Below are 21379 nucleotides of genomic sequence, written 5' to 3'. Positions count from 1 at the left end.
CATGCCAGGGCCCGTATTCCCCTGGCGCGATGGCAATCAATTCGAACTGCTGATCGACGGCCCTGCGTTCTTTCCCAGGATGCTTCAGGCGATTGCCGGTGCGCAGGCACAGGTGGACCTGGAGTTGTATCTGGTCGAGGCCGGTGCCTGCGCCGAGGCTGTGGTCCAGGCGCTGGAACAGGCGGCAGTACGCGGCGTGCGGGTGCGCTGCCTGTTCGATGACTATGGCTCTTTGGCCTTCACTGCAGCGTTGCGCCAGCGCCTGCTGGATGCCGGCGTCTATCTGCGCTGGTACAACCGCCTGCGCTGGAAGCGTGGTTTGCGCAACCTCTACCGTGACCATCGCAAACTGTTGCTGGTCGATGAGCGTTGGGCCGTGGTGGGTGGCACCGGGGTTACCGACGAATTCTGGGTGCCCGGTGAGTCAAGCAGCGCCTGGCATGAGGTGATGGTGCAAATGCATGGCCCTGTGGTGAGCGACTGGCAACAGCTGTTCGACCGCCAGTGGCAAGCTAACGAACGTCGTACCGCCTGGCGCCCGGCCGAAGGCTTTGGCCTGCCTCGCCTGCCCAAGTTGCCGGCGCAAGGGCAGGGCATGGGCCGAGTGGCCTATGCCGACGCCCGCCAGCATCAGGACATCCTGCATTCGCTGGTGCGGGCAATCAACAGTGGCAAGCAGCGAGTGTGGCTGGCCACGCCGTATTTCTTGCCGACTTGGAGCGTGCGCCGGTCCCTGCGCCGGGCTGCAGGGAAAGGGGTCGACGTGCGCTTGCTGCTGACTGGCCCGCGCACCGACCACCCTTCGGTACGCTATGCCGGGCACCGCTATTACCCGCGCTTGCTGCGAGCGGGTGTGCGTATCTACGAATACCAGCCCTGTTTCCTGCATTTGAAAATGGTGCTGATCGACGACTGGGTCAGCATTGGCTCATGCAACTTCGATCACTGGAACCTGCGCTTTAACTTGGAGGCCAACATCGAGGCGCTCGATCCGCCTTTGACGGCCGCTGTACACGCCAGCTTCGAGCGTGACTTCGCCTTGAGCCAGGCTGTCGACCTGGACCACTGGCATGCCCGGCCGCTGTGGCGCCGGGTGAAACAGCGCATATGGGGTTGGCTGGACAGGCTGGTGGTCAACCTGCTCGACCGACGGGACTGAGAGCAGCTATCGTGCACTGACGGTTTCCAGGCAATCGAAGGAGTGGGTGTGATGACGGCGAAGAAGATTCTCATGCTGGTTGGCGACTATGTGGAAGATTACGAGGCGATGGTGCCTTTCCAGGCGCTGAGCATGGTCGGCCACACCGTTCACGCGGTGTGCCCGGAGAAGGTCGCTGGGCAGACGGTGCGCACAGCGATTCATGACTTCGAAGGCGAACAGACCTACAGCGAAAAGCCGGGGCATAATTTTGCACTGAACTACGACTTCGTGCGGGCTCGGGCCGAGGGTTACGACGCGCTGCTGATTCCTGGCGGCCGCGCCCCGGAGTATCTGCGCCTGGATGAGCGGGTTCTGGAGCTGGTGCGGGCCTTCGACCAGGCCGGCAAGCCGATTGCAGCGGTGTGCCATGGTGCGCAGTTGTTGGCAGCCGCAGGTGTGCTGCAAGGGCGCGAGTGCAGTGCGTATCCGGCGTGTGCGCCGGAAGTGCGGCTGGCCGGCGGCACCTTCATCGATATCGCGGTGGACCAGGCACATGTGGATGGCAACCTGGTCACTGCGCCAGCCTGGCCCGCCCACCCGGCCTGGCTGGCGGCGTTCCTCAAAGTGCTTGGCACCCATATCGCCTGATCGGGCCGCTCGGCAGGTTCACTCTACCTGCTCGACCCAATCGTTGAGGTTGTAGTAATTGGTGATCCGGGCAATCTTGCCGCAGTGAATGTAGAAGAATGCCCCCGCTGGCAGCACGTAAGTCTGGCCCGTGGCCGCCGGCAAGCCTTCGTCGTCGGCCAGGTATTGGCCGTGGACGGTGAACTCGGCTGCTGCGCGGCTGCCGTCGGCGTTCTGCATGACCACGATGTCGGCCAGGCGCTCGCGGTAGCAGCGGTTCATCTTGTCCATGAACGCGGCGAACTTCGCTTTGCCCATTTGCCGCTCGCCCTGGTTGATGTCGTGAATCACATCTTCGCTGAGCAGTGCCAAGAACGTTGGCATGTCACCGGCGTTGAAGGCGGCATAGTAAGCGTGGACCAGTTCGGTAGCGGTCATGGAACAGTTCCTGTCGTGTAGGGAAAAGGCGATGTGCTGGCTTGGATGATAGGGTTTCCCCTCAAGCCCGGCTTAGCCGAGCGCGTCATCCACATCGACAAAACGACCGCCAAGCATGCAAATACGCCTGTTGCACGGCGCCGCTATCGCGCCTTACATCGATGACCTCGCTCGCCTGCGCCTGACCGTGTTTCGCGAGTTTCCCTATCTTTATGACGGCACTGCCCAGGACGAGGCCGACTACCTGGCCAGCTACACCCGTTCCGGGCGCAGCCTTATGGTGCTGGCCCTGGACGAAGGCAAGGTGGTAGGTGTTTCGACCGGCCTGCCGCTGGTGGATGTAGCCCCTGAGTTCCAAGAGCCGTTTCTGGCGTTGGGGCGCGACCCGGCAAGCGTCTACTACTTCGGTGAGTCGTTGGTGCTGCCGGAGTACCGTGGCCGTGGCCTGGGAGTGCGCTTTTTCATTGAGCGCGAATCCTATGCCCATAAACTGGCCGAATTCGACTTTTGCGCGTTTTGCGCCGTGGAGCGTCCAGGAACGCACCCGCGCCGGCCGGCGGACTATAAGCCGCTGAACGGGTTCTGGCGCAATCGCGGCTTCCTCCATGACCCAGCGCTGCGGACCCACTACGCCTGGCGCGACCTGGACGAAACCCACAGTTCGGAAAAAATCATGTCCTTCTGGACCAAGGAGCTACCGGCTTGATCCGCCTCGCGGCGTGCCAGTACGCCATCGAACTGCATGAAACCTGGGATGCGTATGCCGAGCACCTGCAAGGGCTGTGCGCCGAGGTCGTGGAGGCCGGCGCCCAACTGCTGCTATTGCCTGAATATGCCGGGTTGGTGCTTAGCGGGCAGTTGCCGGTTGAGCAGCGGGGCGACCTGAAGGCCTCGATCGCCGGCATTCAGCCGCTGGTCGAGCCCTGGCTGGCTTTGTGCGAGGGCATTGCGCGGCGTTGGGGCATCTACCTACAACCAGGCAGCCTGCCGGTGCTCGACCTTGATGGGCAGTACCGTAACCGAGCCTGGCTGTTCGGCCCCAAGGGAGTGCTGGGCTATCAGGACAAACTCATCATGACCCGCTTTGAGCGAGAGCAGTGGGGCATTGCTGCCGGTGATGGGCTGCAGGTGTTCGACACCGCGCTTGGCCGTTTGGGCATCCTGATTTGCTATGACAATGAGTTCCCAATGTTGGCGCGCTACTTGGCTGAGGGCGGCGCTGACCTGATCCTGGCGCCGAGCTGCACCGATACCGAAGCGGGCTATCACAGAGTGCGCATAGGCGCGCAGGCTCGGGCGCTGGAAAACCAGATAGCGGTGTTACAAAGCCCGACCGTGGGCCTGGCACCGTGGTCGCCAGCACTGGATGAGAATATCGGCCGGGCTGGGCTGTTCGTTCCGCCAGATTACGGGATGCCGCAGGACGGGGTGATTGCGCTGAGTGAGGCGTTGAGCCCGGTGGGCAGCCAGTGGCTGATGTGTGAAGTGAGCCTTGAGCACGTGCGGCGGGTGCGGCAGCAAGGGCAGGTATTTACCCGCAGGGACTGGCCGGAGCAGTTCGAACGTCTGCTCTGAAACAGCAGCGGCCCCGGTTTGGGGCCGCCACCGTGATATCGGGCTTACTTCACTTCAACTGCCAGGCTCTGGGCAATCTTGCTCTGCCACAGGGCAGGGCCAGTGATGTGTACCGATTCGCCGTTGCTGTCGACGGCTACGGTCACCGGCATGTCCTTGACCTCGAACTCATAGATCGCTTCCATGCCCAGCTCGGCGAAGGCCAGAACCTTCGACTTGCGAATGGCCTGAGCCACCAGGTAAGCAGCGCCACCCACGGCCATCAGGTATACGGCCTTGTTGTCCTTGATCGCCTCGATTGCGGTCGGGCCACGCTCGGACTTGCCGATCATGCCCAGCAGGCCGGTCTGCTCGAGGATCTGGCGGGTGAACTTGTCCATGCGCGTGGCAGTGGTCGGGCCGGCAGGGCCCACCACTTCGTCACCCACTGGGTCGACCGGGCCGACGTAGTAGATGAAGCGGCCTTTGAGGTCGACTGGCAGTTCTTCACCGCGGTTGAGCATCTCGACCATGCGCTTGTGGGCAGCGTCGCGGCCAGTGAGCATCTTGCCGTTGAGCAGGATGGTCTCGCCTGGTTTCCAGCTGGCGACTTCTTCGGGGGTGATGTCGTCGAGGTTGACGCGACGGGCACTTGGGCCGGCTTCCCAGACGATTTCCGGGTAAGCGTCCAGCGACGGCGCTTCAAGCTCGGCCGGGCCGTTGCCGTCGAGCACGAAGTGGGCGTGACGAGTGGCGGCGCAGTTGGGGATCATGCACACCGGCAGCGAGGCGGCGTGAGTCGGATAGTCCATGATCTTGACGTCGAGCACGGTGGTCAGGCCACCGAGGCCCTGTGCGCCGATACCCAACTGGTTGACCTTGTCGAACAGCTCCAGACGGATCTCTTCAAGGCGGTTCTGCGGGCCACGGGCTTTGAGTTCGTGGATGTCGATGGACTCCATCAACACTTCCTTGGCCATGACCGCGGCCTTCTCGGCGGTACCGCCGATGCCGATGCCCAGCATGCCTGGCGGGCACCAGCCAGCGCCCATGGTCGGCACGGTCTTGAGCACCCAGTCGACGATCGAGTCGGACGGGTTGAGCATGGCCATCTTCGACTTGTTCTCCGAGCCGCCGCCTTTGGCGGCAACGTCCACTTCGACCTTGTCGCCTGGAACGATCGAGTAGTGGATGACGGCTGGAGTGTTGTCCTTGGTGTTCTTGCGCGCACCGGCCGGGTCGGCCAGGATCGAGGCGCGAAGCACGTTTTCAGGCAGATTGTAGGCGCGACGCACACCTTCGTTGATCATGTCGTCGACGCTCATGGTGGCGCCGTCCCAGCGCACATCCATGCCCACACGGATGAACACGGTGACGATACCGGTGTCCTGGCAGATCGGGCGGTGGCCAGTGGCGCACATGCGCGAGTTGATCAGGATCTGGGCGATCGAGTCCCGTGCGGCGGGGGATTCTTCACGCAGGTAGGCTTCGTGCATCGCCTGGATGAAATCGACGGGGTGGTAGTACGAGATGAATTGCAGGGCGTCGGCGACGCTCTGAATCAGGTCGTCTTGCTTGATCACGGTCATGCAGCGCGCTCCTCTTAAAGACGGGAACATTCAAAAAGACGTTCGACGGTGCCGACCAGCGTGTCGAAGCGCCTTGCAAGGCGCGCCGGCAGGCTGGCCGACGCAAAAGGGCGCGGCAGTATAGCGCGCCTCACTGCGCGAAACACCTGCGTGTGGTCTGGACCTTGGTCGGCTACTAGCGGGCATCGTTTTTGCTGCCACCTTGCGCTTGGCTTACAGTGACCCGGTGACCGTTGGAGAATGACTTACCATGCCTGAACTTAGCGTGGGCGCAAAGAGCTGGGCGGTGCCCACTGGCAGCAACCTGCTCGATGCCCTCAACGACGCGGGGCTGAACGTGCCCTACAGCTGCCGAGCCGGCAGTTGCCATGCGTGCCTGGTGCAGTGCCTGGCCGGGCAACCGCAGGATGCGTCGCCCCAGGCCCTGGCAGCGGACAAACATGCCCAGGGTTGGCGCCTGGCATGCCAGTGCCGGGTTGTCGAGAACTTGCACGTTGCGCTGTTCGACCCCCAGCAGGACGGGGTGCCAGCGCGGGTGTGCGGGCTGGACTGGTTCGGCGATGTGCTGCGTGTGCGCCTGATCCCTGAACGGGGGTTGCGGTATCAGGCTGGGCAGCATGTGGTGGTGTGGAACGGCCCTGTTGCAAGGCCTTACTCGTTGGCCAGCCTGCCGGGTGAGGACGGTTATCTGGAGTTTCATATCGACTGTCAGCGGCCAGGTGCCTTCTGCGACAAAGCCCGTGGGCTGCAACTAGGCGATAGCTTGCGCCTTGGCGAGGTTCGCGGTGGAGCACTGCACTATGACCCGGACTGGCAGGCGCGGCCGCTCTGGCTATTGGCAGCGGGCACTGGGCTGGCGCCGCTGTGGGGCATCTTGCGCGAGGCATTGCGCCAGGGGCATCAAGGTGAGATTCGGCTGCTGCACATAGCCCGCGATGGTGCCGCGCATTATCTGGCGCAGCCGCTGTTGCAATTGGAAGGTGTGAAGGTCGAGCTGGTGCTGGCACAGCAGATGGATGAGGCGTTGGCACGCCTGAGCCTGTCGTCGCGGCAAACTATAGCGCTGGTGTGTGGAGGGGCGGGGAGTGTCGAGCGGTTCGCCCGGCGGCTGTTCATTGCCGGGGTGCCGCGCGGGCAGGTGTTTGCCGATGTGTTCGTTGAGCATGCCTGAGGCAGTTGTGTGGCGAGTGCCGGCCTCATCGCGACCTGCGGTCGCTCCTACGGGGGAACGCAATTTTCCGTAGGAGCGAGCGAAGGTCGCGATAAGGCCGCAAAGGCTATCAGCCGACCAGCGGATCACCCACGTGCAGGATCTTCATGCCGTTGGTGCCGCCGATGGTGTGGTAGCTGTCACCTTTGGTCAGGATCACCCAGTCACCTTGTGCCACCAGGCCGCGCTTGAGCAGCTCGTCCACGGCCGCCTGGCTGACTTTGTCGGCCGGCAGCGATGCCGGGTCGAAGGCGATCGGGTAGACACCACGGAACATGTTGGCCCGAGCCTGAGTGGCGCGGTGCGGCGACAGCGCAAAGATCGGCACGTGCGAACGCAGGCGCGACATGATCAGTGGGGTGTAGCCGCTTTCGGTCAGCGCGATGATCGCCTTCACACCCGGGAAGTGGTTGGCGGTGTAAATGGCCGCCAGGGCGATGCTTTCGTCACAGCGCTCAAAGGTGGTGTGCAGGCGGTGGCTGGACTTCTGGCTAGTCGGATGCTTCTCGGCACCCAGGCAGATACGGGCCATGGCCTGTACGGCTTCGATCGGGTAGGCACCGGCGGCGCTCTCGGCCGACAGCATCACCGCATCGGTGTTGTCCAGCACGGCGTTGGCCACGTCCGATACTTCGGCACGAGTCGGCATCGGGTTCTGGATCATCGACTCCATCATCTGGGTCGCAACGATCACCGCCTTGTTGTTGCGGCGAGCGTGCTGGATGATCTTCTTCTGGATGGCGATCAGCTCGGCGTCGCCGATTTCCACACCCAGGTCGCCACGGGCAACCATGACCGCGTCAGAGGCTGCGATCAGCTTGTCCAGGGTTTCATCGTCGGCAACGGCTTCGGCGCGTTCGATCTTGGCGACCAGCCAGGCGCTGCCACCGGATTCGTCACGCAGCTTACGGGCGTACTCCATGTCGCTGGCGTCACGGGGGAAGGAAACCGCCAGGTAGTCCAGGTCCATTTCTGCGGCGAGCTTGATGTCGGCCTTGTCTTTTTCGGTCAGAGCCGGTGCGGTCAGGCCGCCACCTTTGCGGTTGATGCCTTTGTGGTCCGACAGCGGGCCGCCGATGATCACCACGCAGTGCAGGGCGTCCGCGGTGGCGGTTTCGACGCGCATGACCACACGCCCGTCGTCGAGCAGCAGTTCGTCACCAACGCCGCAGTCTTTGACCAGGTCGGGATAGTCGATACCGACGATGTCCTGGTTGCCTTCGGTCAGCGGGTGGGCGGTGGAGAAGGTGAATTTGTCACCGATCTTCAATTCGATGCGCTTGTTGGCGAATTTAGCGATGCGGATCTTCGGACCTTGCAGGTCACCCAGCAGCGCGACATGGCGGCCGTTCTTGGCGGCGATGTCACGGATCAGGCGCGCACGCGCCTTGTGCTCGTCCGGCGTGCCATGGGAGAAGTTCAGGCGTGCCACGTCCAGGCCGGCGAGGATCAGCTGTTCGATCACTTCCGGCGAGTTGCTGGCGGGGCCAAGGGTGGCGACGATTTTGGTACGGCGGATGCTCATGCACAGACTCCTATAGTGAAGCGCAGCGAAAGGCTACTCCTCAATTACGCTGTAGTCATTGTTCCGTTGCACTACCTGCCAGCGATGCAGGGTGGCATTTGAACGGCAGGCGTATGCTTGCAAAAGGCTGTGAAGATTTGCCGGCCATGGTCGATAAACTGGCATCAAAGGAGATACCCCATGCGCGCCCTGATCTTGATTGCCCTGGCTGCCAGCACCGTCGGCTGCACCCGCTGGTCCATGGACCACCATCTGAACAATGCCTACCGCGCCTATGACCGCGGCGATTGTCAGCGAGTCATGCTGGAACTGTCGCAGGTCGACCGCACCAGCCGTGCGCGGCCGTTCATCCACCCGGAAGCCACGCTGTTGCGGGGCCAGTGCCTTGAGCGCGACAAGCTTTACCTGGACGCGGCGCAAACCTATGAGTATCTGATTCAGCAATACCCAGGCAACGAATATGCGTTTCGGGCCAAGGCGCGCCTGCAAACCCTGGAAAAGCTCGGGCACTATCGCGGGCCAGAGGCTGCGGTGAGTCATCCCGTCGGCACCCCCACTTGGCGTTAATACCAAGGTGTGGTTTATTTCACAGGCTAGGCTTGGCGCACTGCGCTAATCTGTAACTCAGTTGTTACAACAACCGCCAGTACCTTGCATCCCTGGCACCTTTACGGGACTGCACTCGCGAACATGTTCAACAAGCGCCATATCGAACGCCATCAGTTGACCGGTGTGCTGACGGTCTACAACCGCCACACCGATCAACCCATCGGCCAGCTGGGCAATGCCTCGGAAGACGGCATCATGCTGATCAGCTCGCTGCCGGTTCTGGTCGGCCCGGATTTCGAACTGCAGTTGCGCCTGCCACTGCCCAACGGTGGGTTTCAGTTCATCAACTTGACTGCCAGTTGCCTGTGGTGCCGTGAAGACCAGACGCCAGGCCACTACGATTCGGGTTTCATGCTGCTGCAGGCGCCGCGCGAATACGAAGAATTCGTCCACTCACTGCGCGAGTATTTCAGTTTCCACCCTGCCAACGCTTCCGCCTGACCCTGGCTCCGTTAAAATCGGGTCGACCGCGAAACAGGACGACCCCGTGACAACCAGCATTTTCTGGCACGACTACGAAACCACTGGCATCAACCCGCGCTGCGATCGCCCGTTACAGGTGGCCGGCGTGCGTACCGATCTTGAGCTCAACGAGATCGACCAACCGATCAACCTCTACTGCCGCCCTTCGGACGATATCCTCCCGCACCCGGCCGCTTGCCTGGTCACTGGCATCACCCCCGAGCAACTTGCCAACCAGGGCTTGTGCGAAGCCGAGTTCATGACTCGGGTTCACCAGCAACTGATGCGTCCCGGCACCTGCAGTGCGGGTTACAACACACTTCGCTTCGACGACGAAGTGACCCGTTACAGTCTTTACCGCAATTTCTTCGACCCCTATGCCCGCGAATGGCAGGGCGGCAACAGCCGCTGGGACCTGATCGACGTGGTGCGCACCGCATATGCCCTGCGCCCGGAGGGGATTGTCTGGCCGCAACAGGATGGGCGTACCAGCCTGCGTCTGGAGTTGTTGAGCCAGGCAAACGGCATCGACCACGGCCATGCCCATGAGGCGCTTTCCGACGTACGGGCGACGATCGCTCTAGCGCGCTTGATAAGGCAGAAACAACCCAAGTTATATGAATGGCTGTTCCAGTTGCGCAGTAAGCAAAAAGTCATGGAGCAGGTTCAACTATTGCAGCCACTGGTACACATATCCGGGCGCTTTTCCGCAGCGCGACACTATCTGGGTGTGGTTCTGCCATTGGCATGGCACCCGCGTAATCGCAATGCACTGATTGTGTGCGACCTGCATCAGGAAACCCTACCGTTACTAAGGGAAAGTGCCGAAGTCCTACGCGAACGTTTGTACACCCGGCATGATCAATTGCTTGAAGGGCAATTACCGGTTCCGCTCAAGTTGGTGCAGATCAACCGCTGCCCGGTTGTCGCTCCGCTGTCGGTATTGCGCCCAACTGATCAGCAACGACTGGGCATCGATTTGGCCTTGCTGCAATCGCGTGCCGATCAGTTGATTAATCAACGCGCACACTGGGAAGGTAAGCTTGAGCCTATCTACGGCAGTGAACATTTTGCTGCGGTAGAAGATCCTGAGCAGCAGTTGTATGAGGGTTTCATCGGTGACCGCGACCGCCGTCTGTGCGAGCAAGTTCGCACCTTGGACCCTGCTCAATTAGGCCACGGGCATTGGATGTTCGATGATCAACGCCTGCCGGAGTTATTGTTCCGTTACCGTGCCAGAAACTTCCCTGAAACCTTGAACAGCGAAGAACGCCAGCGTTGGTATGGCTTCTGCCAGCAGCGTCTTAGCAACCCGCAGTGGGGCGCACCCAACACATTGGGCGATTTCGAAAAGGCCAGGCTGGCCGCTTGGGCCACCGCCGACGAGGCCGGCCGGCGGGTACTCGGCGCTTGGCAGGTGCACGCCGAACTTCTGCGGGAGCGGTTTGCTATCAATGCCTGAGTGCAAAACAAAAACGCCGGCAACATGCCGGCGTTCTTGTTTGTATAAGCAGTGGATGCTGTGGATTATCAGTCCAGCAGGCTAGCCCAGCTTTCAACCACGTCGCCACCCCATTTGGCTTTCCATTCTTTCAGGGTTTTGTGGTTGCCGCCTTTGGTTTCGATCACTTCACCATTGTGCGGGTTTTTGTATTGCTTGACTTTACGTGCACGCTTGGTGGCAGTAGGTTTAGCCGAGCCGCGTGGGCCTTTGCTCAGTTTGGCATCTGGGTCGAGCAGGGCAATGACGTCGCGCAGCGACTTGGAGTATTCACCCATCAGGTTGCGCAGTTTGCCTTCGAACTCCAGTTCTTTTTTCAGCTTGTCATCCTGAGACAGGTTGGCCAGGCGGGCCTGAAGTTCCTTGATGGCTTCTTCGGTAGCGCGGTACTCGTTGATCAGGGACATGGAGTGTTCCTTAATGCGTGTTCAGAAATGAGTGAGGCAATAATAGACAGCCCATAGTCTCAAGTAAACATAATATTCAACGCGCAGCAGCAATTAACGATGTGACAAAATATCTCAGGATTAAAAAAAATTTACATAGGTTGAGCAGTAACTCAACGCGGTTCGCAGTGTGAGCTCAAGCGAGGGCTTGCGGCATCTGTGCTCGGCTGTGCCGAAGGCCTGCGCAATGATTACTGCGTTTTTCCGGGCGTGCCGTTAGAATGAGCGCCTTTGCGAAGTTCTGGAGTCTTGATTCATGCGCACCTATCGTCTGGTGATCGCTTGCCCCGACCGTGTCGGCATCGTGGCGAAAGTCAGTAATTTCCTGGCCCTTTACAATGGCTGGATCAACGAAGCCAGCCATCACTCCGATGAGCAGAGCGGCTGGTTCTTCATGCGTCATGAAATTCGCGCCGAATCGCTGCCATTCGGTATCGAAGCTTTCCGCGAAGCTTTCACGCCAATTGCCGAAGAGTTCTCCATGACCTGGCGTATCACTGACTCGGCGCAAAAAAAGCGCGTCGTGCTGATGGCCAGCCGCGAATCGCACTGCCTGGCTGATCTGCTGCACCGCTGGCACACCGATGAGCTCGATTGCGATATCCCATGCGTGATCTCCAACCACAACGACCTGCGCAGCATGGTCGAGTGGCATGGAATCCCGTTCTTCCATGTGCCGGTCGACCCCAAGGACAAAGCCCCGGCTTTCGCCGAAGTGTCTCGCCTGGTGCAGGAGCACGCCGCTGACGTCGTGGTGCTGGCGCGCTACATGCAGATTCTGCCACCGCAGCTGTGCCAGGATTATGCCGAGAAGGTCATCAATATCCACCACAGTTTCTTGCCATCGTTCGTAGGTGCCAAACCCTACCATCAAGCGGCCCTGCGTGGTGTCAAGCTGATCGGCGCAACCTGCCACTACGTGACCGAAGAGCTGGATGCCGGCCCCATCATCGAGCAGGATGTGGTGCGGGTTAGCCATGCCGATAGCATCGAAGACATGGTCCGCTTCGGCCGCGACGTCGAGAAGATGGTGCTGGCCCGCGGCCTGCGTTATCACTTGGAAGACCGGGTGCTGGTCCACGGCAACAAGACTGTGGTATTCGACTGATTGGTATTGGGGGCCGCGCTGCGGCCCCTGTCAATTGGGAGCGATAAAGCAGTGGCAAGATCGCGTAATTCACCCACCGCTTCACCACCGCCTACTTTGGGCGAAGGCTGCCTGGCCCGTTATGACCCCCAGGCGCTGAGCGAAGAGGACGGCACCGAGTTCCCAGGTGCCGAGCAACTATGGCGCCAGCTCAACCCGCCTGACGCCTCCAGCGCTCCAGCAGAGGGCGTGCCACCAAGCAGACGAATACCGGCCCGCCCGCCAGCAGATAAAAGTAATACGTGATCGCTCGCCAGATCAGGATTGCCGCTGCCGCTGTCGAACTGCCAACCAGGGGTGCCAGCAGGCTGGCCGAGGTCAGCTCGGCGGCACCGGCCCCCCCTGGTAACAAGCTGAATTGCCCGGCACTGAGCGAGAGCATCTGGACGAGAAAGCTGGGTATCCATGACAGTTCAGCCCCCAGCCCCTGAAGCACCAGGTACAGCACGCTGTAGCGCAGGCTCCAGTGAACGCAGGTGAGGGCGAATACCAGCGCCAGGGTGCGCTTTGGCAATTGCCAGGTCTGCGCCAGCGCGGCTATGAAATGCAGCAGTTTACGAGCCCAGCGGCGCCTGCGTCTGCCTGCCACGCCCAGGCGCTTGAGCAGGCGCCCGTTCAGGCGCATCAGCGCGCGGCGATAGCGCAACAGCGCCACGATGATGGCCAGGGCGACGCATAGCAGTAGAGCGCTGCCCAACAACATGCTTTGCTGGCTTCGACCAAGGCGATTAAACAAGGCATAGCCAGCAATTGCCAGCATCGCGCAGAAGAAGAACAACAGGTCATTGAGTTGGTCGGCGGCGAACACTGCGCCGCTTCGGGCCGGGCCTATGCGGTTGCGGGCCAGCAGAGCCATGAGCGTGACCGGGCCGCCGCTGCCACCTGGGGTGGTGCAGATGGCGAACTCGGTTGCCATGATCACACCGAGGCTGCGGGCGTGGCTTAGCTGCTTGCGTTGCTGGCCGAGCAACAGCCGTAGGCGCATGGCATTGATGACCCAACACAGCAGAATCATCCCCAGCAGCGTCAGCAGCAAGCTCGGGTCGAAAGCCATCAGCCTGGGCCACAGCTCGCTGCCACCCAACAGCATCGGCACCAGCATGGCGCCGGCCAGTGCCAGTGCCAGCCAGCCGAAGCGGTTCATGCGACCACCTGGCGCTCCAGCCAGGTCGACTTGGTCAGCGGTTCACGGCCTTGCAGCAGTAGCTTGTCCAGGGTTCGCAACCAGTAGTCGCGGGATGAGCGGTGGCGCATGTCCACCGGGTGCAGCCCCAGACGCAAGGTGTCGGCACTGCGCCAGCGGCGGCATTGCCAATCGCTGACGATTTTCGAAAGCCCTCTGCGCCAGGCACTGCGCGCGCTCCATACCAGCCCCGGCGCCTCGTAGGCGGTAAAGTCTGGCAAGCGATACAGGTGCTGGGGGGTGCTGGTGTAGCGCAGCGGCAACTGGGTAAGTGCCTGGCGGGTACCTTGGCTCATCAGCCAGGCGGGGGCGACGAAGCCGGCAACCGGCCAGCCCTGGGCGTTGAACACCTCCAGGCCCTGCTCGAGGCGCTGTAACGCTTGCGCTTCATCCAAGCCATAGAACTCACCTTCGTGGGTATACACGCGACGCATGAAGTATTCGCCAAGGCTGCGGGGGGCGGGGCCTTCGTCGGCATGATAAAGGCCGTGCAGCGCCAGTTCGTCGCCCCGTGCCAGGCGCCGCTCGAGCAGGCGACAGAACGCGGGGGAGTGGGTAAGGAGGTTGCGGTGATGAAAATCCGGAACGACCAGCCAAGTCATTGGGACATTGCCCATCTCGTCCACGGCCTGCACGAAGGGCTGGTAGTCGGGCCAGGTTTCTGGCGCTACATCGTGCAGCACCAACATCACGCTGGTGGAATTGCTGCCGGCCTCAACCATGGGCGCGCACCTGCGGCTGGTGGCCAAGCACGGCTTGGTATTGTTCCAGCAGGCCATCAACCACGTGGTCCCACGAATAATGCTGCTCCACATGCTGGCGCGCCTGGGCGCCGAGCTTGCGCACGCCCGCTTCGAACACTTCGCGCACTGCCTGGGCCATGGCCTGGGCATCGTTAGCCCGGCACAGTTGCCCGCACTGATCATTGACGATTTCGCCGAAGGCTCCGGCGCGTACCGCGACCACCGGGGTGGCGCTGGCCATGGCCTCGAGTATCACCAGGCCAAAGGTTTCCTGGTCGCCGGCATGCACCAGCAGGTCGGCGCTGGCCATCAGCCGGGCTACCTCTTCTGGGGGGCGGAACTGGTCCATGACACTGACGTTGTCGGGCACATTGGCCGGCATGTTCGAGCCCACCAGCAGCAGGTGGTACGGGTGCCCCAAGTGCTGCATGCATTGCAGCAGGACGGGCAGGTTCTTTTCACGGGAGCCGCGCCCGGCGTAGATCAGCAGGCGGCTGGTATCGGCGATGCCCAGCTCGGCACGCAGTTGCGGGTCGCGACGGGTAGGGTGGAAGGTGTTCAAGTCTACGCCCAGGCGCTGAACGTGCACATCACGCACCCCCAGCCTGCGCAGCTTTTCGGCCATCACCAGGCTCGGCGCCAGTACCCGGTCGAAGTTGCCGTACAGTTTGCTGACATAAGCTTCGGCATTGGGTGTGAACCAATTACCCATGCGGTTGCTTACCAGCAGGGGTAAGTCTGAGTGGTAGAAACCGATCACCGGGACGTCCAGCTTGCGCCGGGCCTCGAGTGCCGCCCAGGCGGTCAGGTAGGGGTCGCCCACTTCGATCAGGTCTGGCTGCAGCTGGCGCAGCACATTGCACCAGGGCGCCAGGCGCACAGGAAACCGGTAGCCCTTGCCGAAAGGCAGGGGGGGCGCGGGGACCTGGTAAACGCCATCGGCATGAGTAGCACTGGCGCCGGGTATCAGAAGGCTGTGCTCCACGCCGGCAAGGGCGCCGAGACGGTGGTGTTTGGCATCGAGGTATGTCCGCACGCCGCCGCTGGCGGGAGCGTAGAACATGGTGATGTCGGCGATGTGCACGATCAGCATCCCTCCGGGATCGTATTCAGGTCTGTCATCTGCCATTAAGGCCGGTGATGACGCGCCTAAAGATTGACCTGACTGAAGGATAGTTTGTTCGATCGGAGTAGGGCACCGGCTTTGCCGGTGTTGGCGGGTAACCCCGCACCTGGGTGGGCCGCGCATGCTCCGGGATGAGCACAAACCAAGGCAGCGGCGCGAGCCGCGAAGCGTGCGACGCGAGAGGGTAGTGACAGTGCCCGCAAAGCAGGCACTGTGGGACACGGTCAGATGCGGAAGCTGCCGACCAGATGCTTGAGGCGAGTGGCTTGTTGTTCCAGATCAGAGCAGGCGCGCAGGGTGGCCTGCAAGTTCTCGACGCCTTCCTGATTGAGCAGGTTGATCTCATTGATATCCATGTTGATCGACTCGACCACCGCCGTCTGTTCCTCGGTGGCGGTGGCTACCGACTGGTTCATGCCGTCGATCTCACCGATACGCACCGTCACGCTGTCCAGGCGTTCACCAGCCTGGTTGGCGATCTGCATGCTGTCCTGGCTGTGGCGCTGGCTTTGGCCCATGGTTTCGACCGATTCGCGGGCACCAACCTGCAGCTCTTCGATCATGCTCTGCACCTGCTGCGCCGACTCCTGGGTGCGGTGGGCCAGGTTGCGCACCTCGTCGGCGACCACGGCGAACCCGCGTCCGGCCTCACCGGCGCGTGCAGCTTCGATGGCCGCGTTGAGCGCTAGCAGGTTGGTCTGCTGGGAAATGCTGGTGATCACCTCGAGAATCTGGCCGATGTTCACGGTCTTGCTATTGAGTGTTTCGATGTGCGCACTGGAGGTGACGATCAGGTCGGACAGCCGGTTCATCGCCGCGATGTTACGCTCCACCACCTGCTGACCTTCCTCAGCCAACAACCGTGCAGAGCTTGCATGCTGCGAGGCCTGAGCTGCATTGCCAGCGATTTCCTGAGCAGCCGCGCCCAGCTCATTGATGGCTGCGGCGACACTGTTGGTGCGGTTGGACTGTTCGTCGGAATTGGCCATCGACGAGTTGGATGCGCTGATCACCCGCAGGGCGACTTCGTTGACGTGCTCGGTAGCAGAGGACACTTCGCGGATCGAGCCGTGAATACGTTCGACGAAGCGGTTGAAAGCCTTGCCCAAGATGCCGAATTCATCATGGTTGTGGATGGTCAGGCGCTTGGTCAGGTCACCTTCGCCTTCGGCGATGTCTTCCATGGCGCGGGTCATGGTATGCAGCGGCTGCATCAGAACGCGGATCAGCAGGCCGAGCAGGCCAATGATGATCACCACGGCCACCACGGTTGCGATCACTGCCGAGGTGCGGAAGGTGCTGAGCATGGCAAAGGCTTTGTCCTTGTCCAGCGACAGGCCGATATACCAGTTGGCGGCAGGCAAGCCTTTGATCGGGGTGAAGGTCAACAGGCGTGCCTGGCCGTCGCTGACCACTTCTGTCAGTGCACCCGACAGTTGCGGTGTGTGCTGCGGGAACAGGTCCGACAGCGATTTCATCACCAGATCCTTATCGGGGTGAACCAGGATCTTGCCCTGGTCGTTGACCAGGAAGGCATAGCCCATGCCGCCGAAGTTGAGCGAGTTGATGATCTGCACCAGGCCATCGAGCGCCAGGTCCCCACCTACCACGCCGACGTTGCCAGCGACCTTGCTCAGAATGCCGATGACCATCTTGTTGGTAGTCAGGTCGATATAGGGCTCGGTCAGAATCGCCCCTTGGGCGTTCATGCCGTCCTTGTACCAGGGCCGGGTGCGCGGGTCGTAGCCATCAGGCATCTTGGCATCGGGGCGTACGCTGAAACCACCATCGACCTTGCCCAGGTAGACCGTGAGAAAACTTGAGGTCAACGCATTCTGACCCATCAGTGTTTCGGCATTGGCCGGCTGTTGAGCAATGTTCTGCGCCAGGTTTTCAACCAGCTTGATCCGGCCATCGAACAGGTTGCGGATGTTGGTTGAAGTGGACTCGCCCATTTCAGCCAGGTAGTTCTCGAGGTCTGCGCGGATTGCATTACGCTGAAGATAGTCGTTGTACAAAGTGAACAGGCTGAAGGCAAGTATCACGATCAAAGAGGCAGCCCACAGAATCTTGTGGCTGAAACGCAGGTTTTTGTTCATGGCGTAATCGGTTCCGCTAAGGTCTTTTATCGAGCGGTCGCGCGCTAGGCGCTGACGGTGCAACACCCCGAAAATTCCTTTTTCGAAAGCTCCGGTCCTATCTAGGCGAATATCAACTGAAGGTATCGGCTGAACTAAGCTAAAGCTTGAGCGAGGATTCAAAGAGATGTCGGAAATTTCTTCCATAGTTGTAGGCTCTGATCCGGGCGGTCAACCGGTTCAGCAACCCATGCGCCTTGCCAATCGTCACGGCCTGATCGCTGGCGCCACCGGGACTGGCAAGACGGTGACCCTGCAGCACCTGGCGGAAGTGTTCAGCGACGCGGGTGTAGCGGTGTTTGCGGCAGATATCAAAGGCGACCTGTGCGGTTTGGGGGTGGCAGGCACGCCCCACGGCAAAGTGGCCGAGCGAATTGCGGGCATGCCGTGGCTGGGCTACACGGCAAAAGCCTATCCAGTGTCGCTGTGGGATGTTGCCGGGCAGTCCGGCCACCCGTTGCGCACCACCCTCAGCGAGATGGGGCCATTGTTGCTGGGTAACCTGCTGGAGCTGACCGATAGCCAGCAGGCTGCGCTGTATGCTGCTTTCAAATTCGCAGACCGTGAAGGCTTGCTGCTGCTGGACTTGAAAGACCTTAAAGCCCTGTTGGCGCACCTCAAAGACGATCCGCAATTGCTCGGCGAAGACAGCGCGTTGATGACCACCGGCTCTACGCAGGCACTGCTGCGGCGGTTGGCCACCTTGGAGCAGCAAGGCGCTGAAGCATTGTTTGGCGAGCCGGCGCTGCAATTGGAAGACTTAATTCGGCCTGACACCGACGGCAGTGGACGCATCCATCTACTCGATGCTAGCCGATTGGTGCATGAGGCACCGAAAGTTTATGCCACCTTCCTCTTGTGGCTGCTGGCCGAGCTTTTCGAACAGCTGCCGGAGCGCGGTGATGCCGAAAAGCCGGTGCTGGCGCTGTTTTTCGATGAGGCGCACCTGTTGTTCAACGGCACGCCAAAAGCGTTGCAGGACCGCCTTGAGCAGGTGGTACGGCTAATTCGCTCGAAGGGCGTGGGGGTGTATTTCGTCACTCAGTCGCCCAGTGACCTGCCCGATAGCGTATTGGCGCAATTGGGCTTGCGCATCCAGCACGGCTTGCGCGCTTTTACCGCCAAAGAGCAGAAATCGCTCAGGGCTGTGGCTGATGGCTTTCGTCCTAACCCTGCATTCGACAGCCTGGCAGTGCTGACAGAGCTGGGGATTGGCGAGGCATTGGTCGGCACGCTGGAAGACAAAGGTACGCCGGCCGTGGTTCAGCGGGTGCTGATCGCGCCACCGCAATCGAGGATAGGGCCGTTGACGGCAGCCGAGCGCAGCGCGCTGATTGCGGCTTCACCCCTGCTTGGGCGGTATGACAAGGTCATTGATCGGGAGTCGGCCTACGAAATGCTCACCCAGCGTAAAGGTGAGCCGGTGGAGCCTGTGCCTGTGCCTAAGGCCGATGAAGAGAGCTTTGCCGACAAGGCGGGCGAGTTTCTGCAGAGTGCGGCGGGGCAGGCGATCAAGTCGGCGGTGCGCCAGGCGGCCAATCAACTGGGCCGGCAGTTGGTGCGCGGGCTTATGGGCTCGTTGCTGGGCAGCAAGAAACGTTAGGTTGCCCGGTGCAGGCACTGTGCAAGCAACGGTCTTTTCTAACCGCGCCTGCCTATTGGCGGGTAAAGCGGTGCCATGCACCGCTTTACATGCTTTACGGCTAAGGCCGCTCCCGCAGTGCCTTTTTTAGGCCAGCGCCTTCGATGCCAGCCAGAACAGACCAGCGGCCAGGCCCATCGAAGCAGGTAGGGTCAGGACCCAGGCCAGCAGGATGGTCTTCACCGTGCCGCCTTGCAGGCCGCTCTTGTTGGCGACCATGGTGCCAGCGACGCCGGACGACAGCACATGGGTGGTCGACACTGGCAGGGCGAACACGTTGGCCATGCCGATGGCGCACGCTGCGGTGATCTGCGCCGACATGCCCTGGGCGTAGGTCATGCCCTGCTTGCCGATCTTCTCTCCGACGGTGAGCACCACACGTTTCCAGCCGACCATGGTGCCCAGGCCCAAGGCCAGGGCGACGGCCACGATCACCCAGAAGGGAGCGTATTCGGTGGTCGCGGTAAGGTCTTTGCGCAGCTTCTCGAGGTCTGCCTTTTCGCGGGCATCCAGGCCAGGCAACTTGCCGACTTTTTTCGCGGTGTCATCCAGGCACAGCAGGTAGCGGCGCACTTCAACGCGCTTGTCGGCATCCAGGGCGTGGTAGTCGGTCACGCCTTGCAGCGAGGTCTGCAGCGCAGCAATGGTCGGTTCGGTCTGCTGCGGGTTGCAGCTGAACTGCTCGGGCAGGTCGGTCGACTTGGCCTTGCCCAGTGCCAGGAACTCACCCAAGGTGGCAGCGTTGCGCTCGTAGAACTGGCTCATGTGCAGCGTGGCGTCGCGGGTCCGTTCGATCTGATAGGTGGTGCTGTTCAGATCGAGAACGAACTTGGCCGGGACGATACCGATCAGTACCAGCATGATCAGGCCGATGCCTTTCTGGCCGTCGTTGGAGCCGTGTACGAAGCTCACGCCCATAGCCGAGATGACCAGGACCAGGCGGTTCCAGAACGGCGGATGCTTCTTGTCGTCGAGCTTGCGGCGTTGTTCTGGCGTCTTGTGCATTTTCGACTGCGGGCGCCACCACTTAAGGCCAATCAGCACCAGCGCAGCGACGGCAAAGCCTGCGATCGGCGACACCACCAGCGACATGGCGATGTCGATCGCCTTCTGCCAGTTCACGCCGTCGCCCAGCGGGATGTCGTTGATCAGCGCATTTGCCAGGCCCACGCCGAGGATCGAGCCGATCAACGTATGCGAGCTGGAGGCAGGAATGCCGAAGTACCAGGTGCCGAGGTTCCAGGTGATGGCGGCGGCCAGCAACGAGAAGACCATGGCCAAGCCATGCCCTGTATTCACGTTGATCAGCAGCTCGACCGGCAGCAGGTGCACGATGGCATAGGCCACCCCGACCCCTCCGAGCAAAACGCCGAAGAAGTTGAATATGCCGGAGAAGAACACGGCAAGGTGTGGGGGCATGGCTTTGGTATAAATGACAGTGGCTACCGCGTTGGCGGTGTCATGAAAGCCATTGATGAACTCGAATGCGAGCACGAAGGTCAAGGCGAGTAGCAAGCTCACCAACACCCAGGCATCCAGTCCGCTGAATAAATCGATCATGAAGGTTGTCTGGCGGTCATAGGGGGGGCGGATTATGCCAGAAAACCTTGGCAATCGATGCACCCGCTGAAGACCGGTGACAGCAGTCTGAGCGCTTTTTTACCCCGGAAGCTTCCTTGATCGAGCTTAGGAAAATCCTTTAAAACCCATCAAAAGGTGGAAAGATCGCCAATCTACCGGGAAAAACCATGCTTAAACAAAATTCAAACGAGCGTATGAAATTTGTGTAATTCCATTTCATGCTCAGCCTTTGGGTAATGATCGACCTTAGCCAGGGTGATCCGGTGCAATGCTGCTGTTAACACCTCAGCCATTCAGGGGTGTTCGCCACGCAGCTCCTTTTCCATTTTTTCGAGTTCCTGGCTGAAGGCCTGGTCCTGAACGGTAGCGCGTTTACGCCAGGGTTTGCGATCCGGCTCCGGTTGCGCCGCATAAGTGGTGACTTCACCACCATAAACTTCCGTGTAACGCTCAGCCTGGCGCTCGAGTTCCGCGCGCAGTTCTTCTTTCGTCACAGTAGTACCTTAATGAGTGATTGTGAGTGATATTGCAAGCAAGCGTAAGTTGCCCAGGCGTTCGCCGCATGTATAGGCAGACTAAGGGCTGACGCCAGTATTCAGTCACGCAGGGGCGCATCCCAGCCGGGATCCGAACATGACAACTACTGCTTTGCCAGTAAGGCTATTTACGCAAATGCGTGCAAACTTTCAAGGCCAGTTATCGGCCGTACAAACTTTG

General features: G+C 60.9%; 20 protein-coding genes. 10 read left to right on the top strand and 10 right to left on the bottom strand.

The window, feature by feature from the left end:
• Position 1: 1 nt before the first annotated feature.
• A complete protein-coding gene (locus tag J5M56_RS11345; RefSeq protein WP_060478085.1) occupies positions 2-1159 on the top strand; it encodes a phosphatidylserine/phosphatidylglycerophosphate/cardiolipin synthase family protein in 1158 nt (385 codons plus the stop codon).
• A gap of 48 nt (positions 1160-1207) precedes the next feature.
• Positions 1208-1789: a DJ-1/PfpI family protein gene (locus tag J5M56_RS11340; RefSeq protein WP_186477519.1), complete on the top strand. Its 582-nt coding sequence runs from the start codon at positions 1208-1210 to the stop codon at positions 1787-1789.
• An 18-nt stretch (positions 1790-1807) separates the two neighbouring features.
• Here the strand turns inward: J5M56_RS11340 and J5M56_RS11335 are convergent, their stop codons facing one another.
• Positions 1808-2206 carry a nuclear transport factor 2 family protein gene (locus tag J5M56_RS11335; protein ID WP_060478083.1) on the bottom strand — a complete coding sequence of 133 codons (399 nt, stop codon included), beginning with the start codon at positions 2204-2206 and terminating at the stop codon, positions 1808-1810.
• Between the two features lie 115 nt (positions 2207-2321).
• Here J5M56_RS11335 and J5M56_RS11330 point away from each other — a divergent pair, with 115 nt between their 5' ends.
• Both J5M56_RS11330 and J5M56_RS11325 read left to right on the top strand, forming a co-directional pair.
• Positions 2322-2912 carry a GNAT family N-acetyltransferase gene (locus J5M56_RS11330; RefSeq protein ID WP_186477520.1) on the top strand — a complete coding sequence of 197 codons (591 nt, stop codon included), beginning with the start codon at positions 2322-2324 and terminating at the stop codon, positions 2910-2912.
• The gene (locus tag J5M56_RS11325) at positions 2909-3781 is read left to right on the top strand and encodes a carbon-nitrogen hydrolase family protein (protein ID WP_186477521.1); all 873 of its coding nucleotides are present in this window, start codon (positions 2909-2911) and stop codon (positions 3779-3781) included. Before J5M56_RS11330 ends, J5M56_RS11325 begins: the two co-directional genes overlap by 4 nt.
• 44 nt (positions 3782-3825) lie before the next feature.
• Here J5M56_RS11325 and J5M56_RS11320 read toward each other — a convergent pair whose 3' ends face one another.
• The gene (locus tag J5M56_RS11320) at positions 3826-5349 is read right to left on the bottom strand and encodes a fumarate hydratase (RefSeq protein WP_060508498.1); all 1524 of its coding nucleotides are present in this window, start codon (positions 5347-5349) and stop codon (positions 3826-3828) included.
• 250 nt (positions 5350-5599) lie between these two features.
• On the opposite strand from J5M56_RS11320, the gene J5M56_RS11315 reads away from it, so the two are divergent.
• Positions 5600-6520: an iron-sulfur-binding ferredoxin reductase gene (locus J5M56_RS11315; RefSeq protein WP_186477522.1), complete on the top strand. Its 921-nt coding sequence runs from the start codon at positions 5600-5602 to the stop codon at positions 6518-6520.
• A 109-nt stretch (positions 6521-6629) separates the two neighbouring features.
• Here J5M56_RS11315 and pyk read toward each other — a convergent pair whose 3' ends face one another.
• A complete protein-coding gene (gene pyk, locus J5M56_RS11310; RefSeq protein ID WP_207936885.1) occupies positions 6630-8084 on the bottom strand; it encodes a pyruvate kinase in 1455 nt (484 codons plus the stop codon).
• A 180-nt stretch (positions 8085-8264) separates the two neighbouring features.
• On the opposite strand from pyk, the gene J5M56_RS11305 reads away from it, so the two are divergent.
• The 3 genes from J5M56_RS11305 to sbcB all read left to right on the top strand — a co-directional run bounded on the left by J5M56_RS11305 (position 8265) and on the right by sbcB (position 10617).
• The gene (locus J5M56_RS11305; protein WP_060478077.1) at positions 8265-8651 is read left to right on the top strand and encodes a hypothetical protein; all 387 of its coding nucleotides are present in this window, start codon (positions 8265-8267) and stop codon (positions 8649-8651) included.
• A 123-nt stretch (positions 8652-8774) separates the two neighbouring features.
• Positions 8775-9134 (top strand): PilZ domain-containing protein, encoded by a 360-nt coding sequence (locus tag J5M56_RS11300; RefSeq protein WP_060478076.1) that lies wholly within the window; start codon positions 8775-8777, stop codon positions 9132-9134.
• Between the two features lie 46 nt (positions 9135-9180).
• The gene (gene sbcB / locus J5M56_RS11295; protein ID WP_207936883.1) at positions 9181-10617 is read left to right on the top strand and encodes an exodeoxyribonuclease I; all 1437 of its coding nucleotides are present in this window, start codon (positions 9181-9183) and stop codon (positions 10615-10617) included.
• 68 nt (positions 10618-10685) lie between these two features.
• Here sbcB and mvaT read toward each other — a convergent pair whose 3' ends face one another.
• A complete protein-coding gene (gene mvaT, locus J5M56_RS11290; protein ID WP_060478074.1) occupies positions 10686-11063 on the bottom strand; it encodes a histone-like nucleoid-structuring protein MvaT in 378 nt (125 codons plus the stop codon).
• 295 nt (positions 11064-11358) lie between these two features.
• Here mvaT and purU point away from each other — a divergent pair, with 295 nt between their 5' ends.
• Entirely contained in the window at positions 11359-12210 is an 852-nt protein-coding gene (gene purU / locus J5M56_RS11285) for a formyltetrahydrofolate deformylase (RefSeq protein WP_060478073.1), read from the top strand.
• A gap of 190 nt (positions 12211-12400) precedes the next feature.
• Here purU and J5M56_RS11280 read toward each other — a convergent pair whose 3' ends face one another.
• The 4 genes from J5M56_RS11280 to J5M56_RS11265 form a co-directional block, all read right to left on the bottom strand.
• Positions 12401-13393, bottom strand: a complete 993-nt coding sequence (locus tag J5M56_RS11280) for a lysylphosphatidylglycerol synthase transmembrane domain-containing protein (RefSeq protein WP_186477525.1) — start codon at positions 13391-13393, stop codon at positions 12401-12403.
• Entirely contained in the window at positions 13390-14154 is a 765-nt protein-coding gene (locus J5M56_RS11275; protein WP_186477526.1) for a DUF2334 domain-containing protein, read from the bottom strand. Before J5M56_RS11275 ends, J5M56_RS11280 begins: the two co-directional genes overlap by 4 nt.
• Positions 14147-15268, bottom strand: a complete 1122-nt coding sequence (locus J5M56_RS11270; RefSeq protein ID WP_060478070.1) for a glycosyltransferase family 1 protein — start codon at positions 15266-15268, stop codon at positions 14147-14149. The genes J5M56_RS11275 and J5M56_RS11270 overlap by 8 nt, the downstream gene beginning before the upstream one ends.
• Positions 15269-15525: 257 nt before the next feature.
• Positions 15526-17400, bottom strand: coding sequence for a methyl-accepting chemotaxis protein (locus J5M56_RS11265; RefSeq protein WP_186477527.1), 1875 nt, complete (start codon positions 17398-17400; stop codon positions 15526-15528).
• 166 nt (positions 17401-17566) lie between these two features.
• Between J5M56_RS11265 and J5M56_RS11260 the strand changes: the two genes are divergently transcribed.
• Positions 17567-19042 (top strand): helicase HerA-like domain-containing protein, encoded by a 1476-nt coding sequence (locus tag J5M56_RS11260; RefSeq protein ID WP_207936881.1) that lies wholly within the window; start codon positions 17567-17569, stop codon positions 19040-19042.
• A gap of 126 nt (positions 19043-19168) precedes the next feature.
• On the opposite strand, the gene J5M56_RS11255 is transcribed toward J5M56_RS11260, so the two are convergent.
• Both J5M56_RS11255 and J5M56_RS11250 read right to left on the bottom strand, forming a co-directional pair.
• Positions 19169-20641 carry an inorganic phosphate transporter gene (locus J5M56_RS11255; RefSeq protein WP_060478068.1) on the bottom strand — a complete coding sequence of 491 codons (1473 nt, stop codon included), beginning with the start codon at positions 20639-20641 and terminating at the stop codon, positions 19169-19171.
• A 314-nt stretch (positions 20642-20955) separates the two neighbouring features.
• Positions 20956-21156: a hypothetical protein gene (locus tag J5M56_RS11250; RefSeq protein ID WP_060478067.1), complete on the bottom strand. Its 201-nt coding sequence runs from the start codon at positions 21154-21156 to the stop codon at positions 20956-20958.
• Positions 21157-21379: the final 223 nt, after the last annotated feature.

It is taken from the genome of Pseudomonas sp. 51_B (assembly GCF_017491595.1).
Classification (GTDB): Bacteria; Pseudomonadota; Gammaproteobacteria; order Pseudomonadales; family Pseudomonadaceae; genus Aquipseudomonas; species Aquipseudomonas promysalinigenes.
This window is presented reverse-complemented; position numbering and strand designations above follow the sequence as displayed.

Bases quoted from the DNA above. Each gene is read 5' to 3' on its own strand.
- J5M56_RS11345 (WP_060478085.1), top strand. From the start codon at position 2: ATGCCAGGGCCCGTATTCCCCTGGCGCGATGGCAATCAATTCGAACTG.
- J5M56_RS11335 (WP_060478083.1), bottom strand. From the start codon at position 2,206: ATGACCGCTACCGAACTGGTCCACGCTTACTATGCCGCCTTCAACGCC.
- J5M56_RS11330 (WP_186477520.1), top strand. From the start codon at position 2,322: ATGCAAATACGCCTGTTGCACGGCGCCGCTATCGCGCCTTACATCGAT.
- J5M56_RS11320 (WP_060508498.1), bottom strand. From the start codon at position 5,349: ATGACCGTGATCAAGCAAGACGACCTGATTCAGAGCGTCGCCGACGCC.
- J5M56_RS11315 (WP_186477522.1), top strand. From the start codon at position 5,600: ATGCCTGAACTTAGCGTGGGCGCAAAGAGCTGGGCGGTGCCCACTGGC.
- pyk (WP_207936885.1), bottom strand. From the start codon at position 8,084: ATGAGCATCCGCCGTACCAAAATCGTCGCCACCCTTGGCCCCGCCAGC.
- J5M56_RS11305 (WP_060478077.1), top strand. From the start codon at position 8,265: ATGCGCGCCCTGATCTTGATTGCCCTGGCTGCCAGCACCGTCGGCTGC.
- J5M56_RS11300 (WP_060478076.1), top strand. From the start codon at position 8,775: ATGTTCAACAAGCGCCATATCGAACGCCATCAGTTGACCGGTGTGCTG.
- mvaT (WP_060478074.1), bottom strand. From the start codon at position 11,063: ATGTCCCTGATCAACGAGTACCGCGCTACCGAAGAAGCCATCAAGGAA.
- purU (WP_060478073.1), top strand. From the start codon at position 11,359: ATGCGCACCTATCGTCTGGTGATCGCTTGCCCCGACCGTGTCGGCATC.
- J5M56_RS11280 (WP_186477525.1), bottom strand. From the start codon at position 13,393: ATGAACCGCTTCGGCTGGCTGGCACTGGCACTGGCCGGCGCCATGCTG.
- J5M56_RS11275 (WP_186477526.1), bottom strand. From the start codon at position 14,154: ATGGTTGAGGCCGGCAGCAATTCCACCAGCGTGATGTTGGTGCTGCAC.
- J5M56_RS11270 (WP_060478070.1), bottom strand. From the start codon at position 15,268: ATGCTGATCGTGCACATCGCCGACATCACCATGTTCTACGCTCCCGCC.
- J5M56_RS11265 (WP_186477527.1), bottom strand. From the start codon at position 17,400: ATGAACAAAAACCTGCGTTTCAGCCACAAGATTCTGTGGGCTGCCTCT.
- J5M56_RS11260 (WP_207936881.1), top strand. From the start codon at position 17,567: ATGTCGGAAATTTCTTCCATAGTTGTAGGCTCTGATCCGGGCGGTCAA.
- J5M56_RS11255 (WP_060478068.1), bottom strand. From the start codon at position 20,641: ATGATCGATTTATTCAGCGGACTGGATGCCTGGGTGTTGGTGAGCTTG.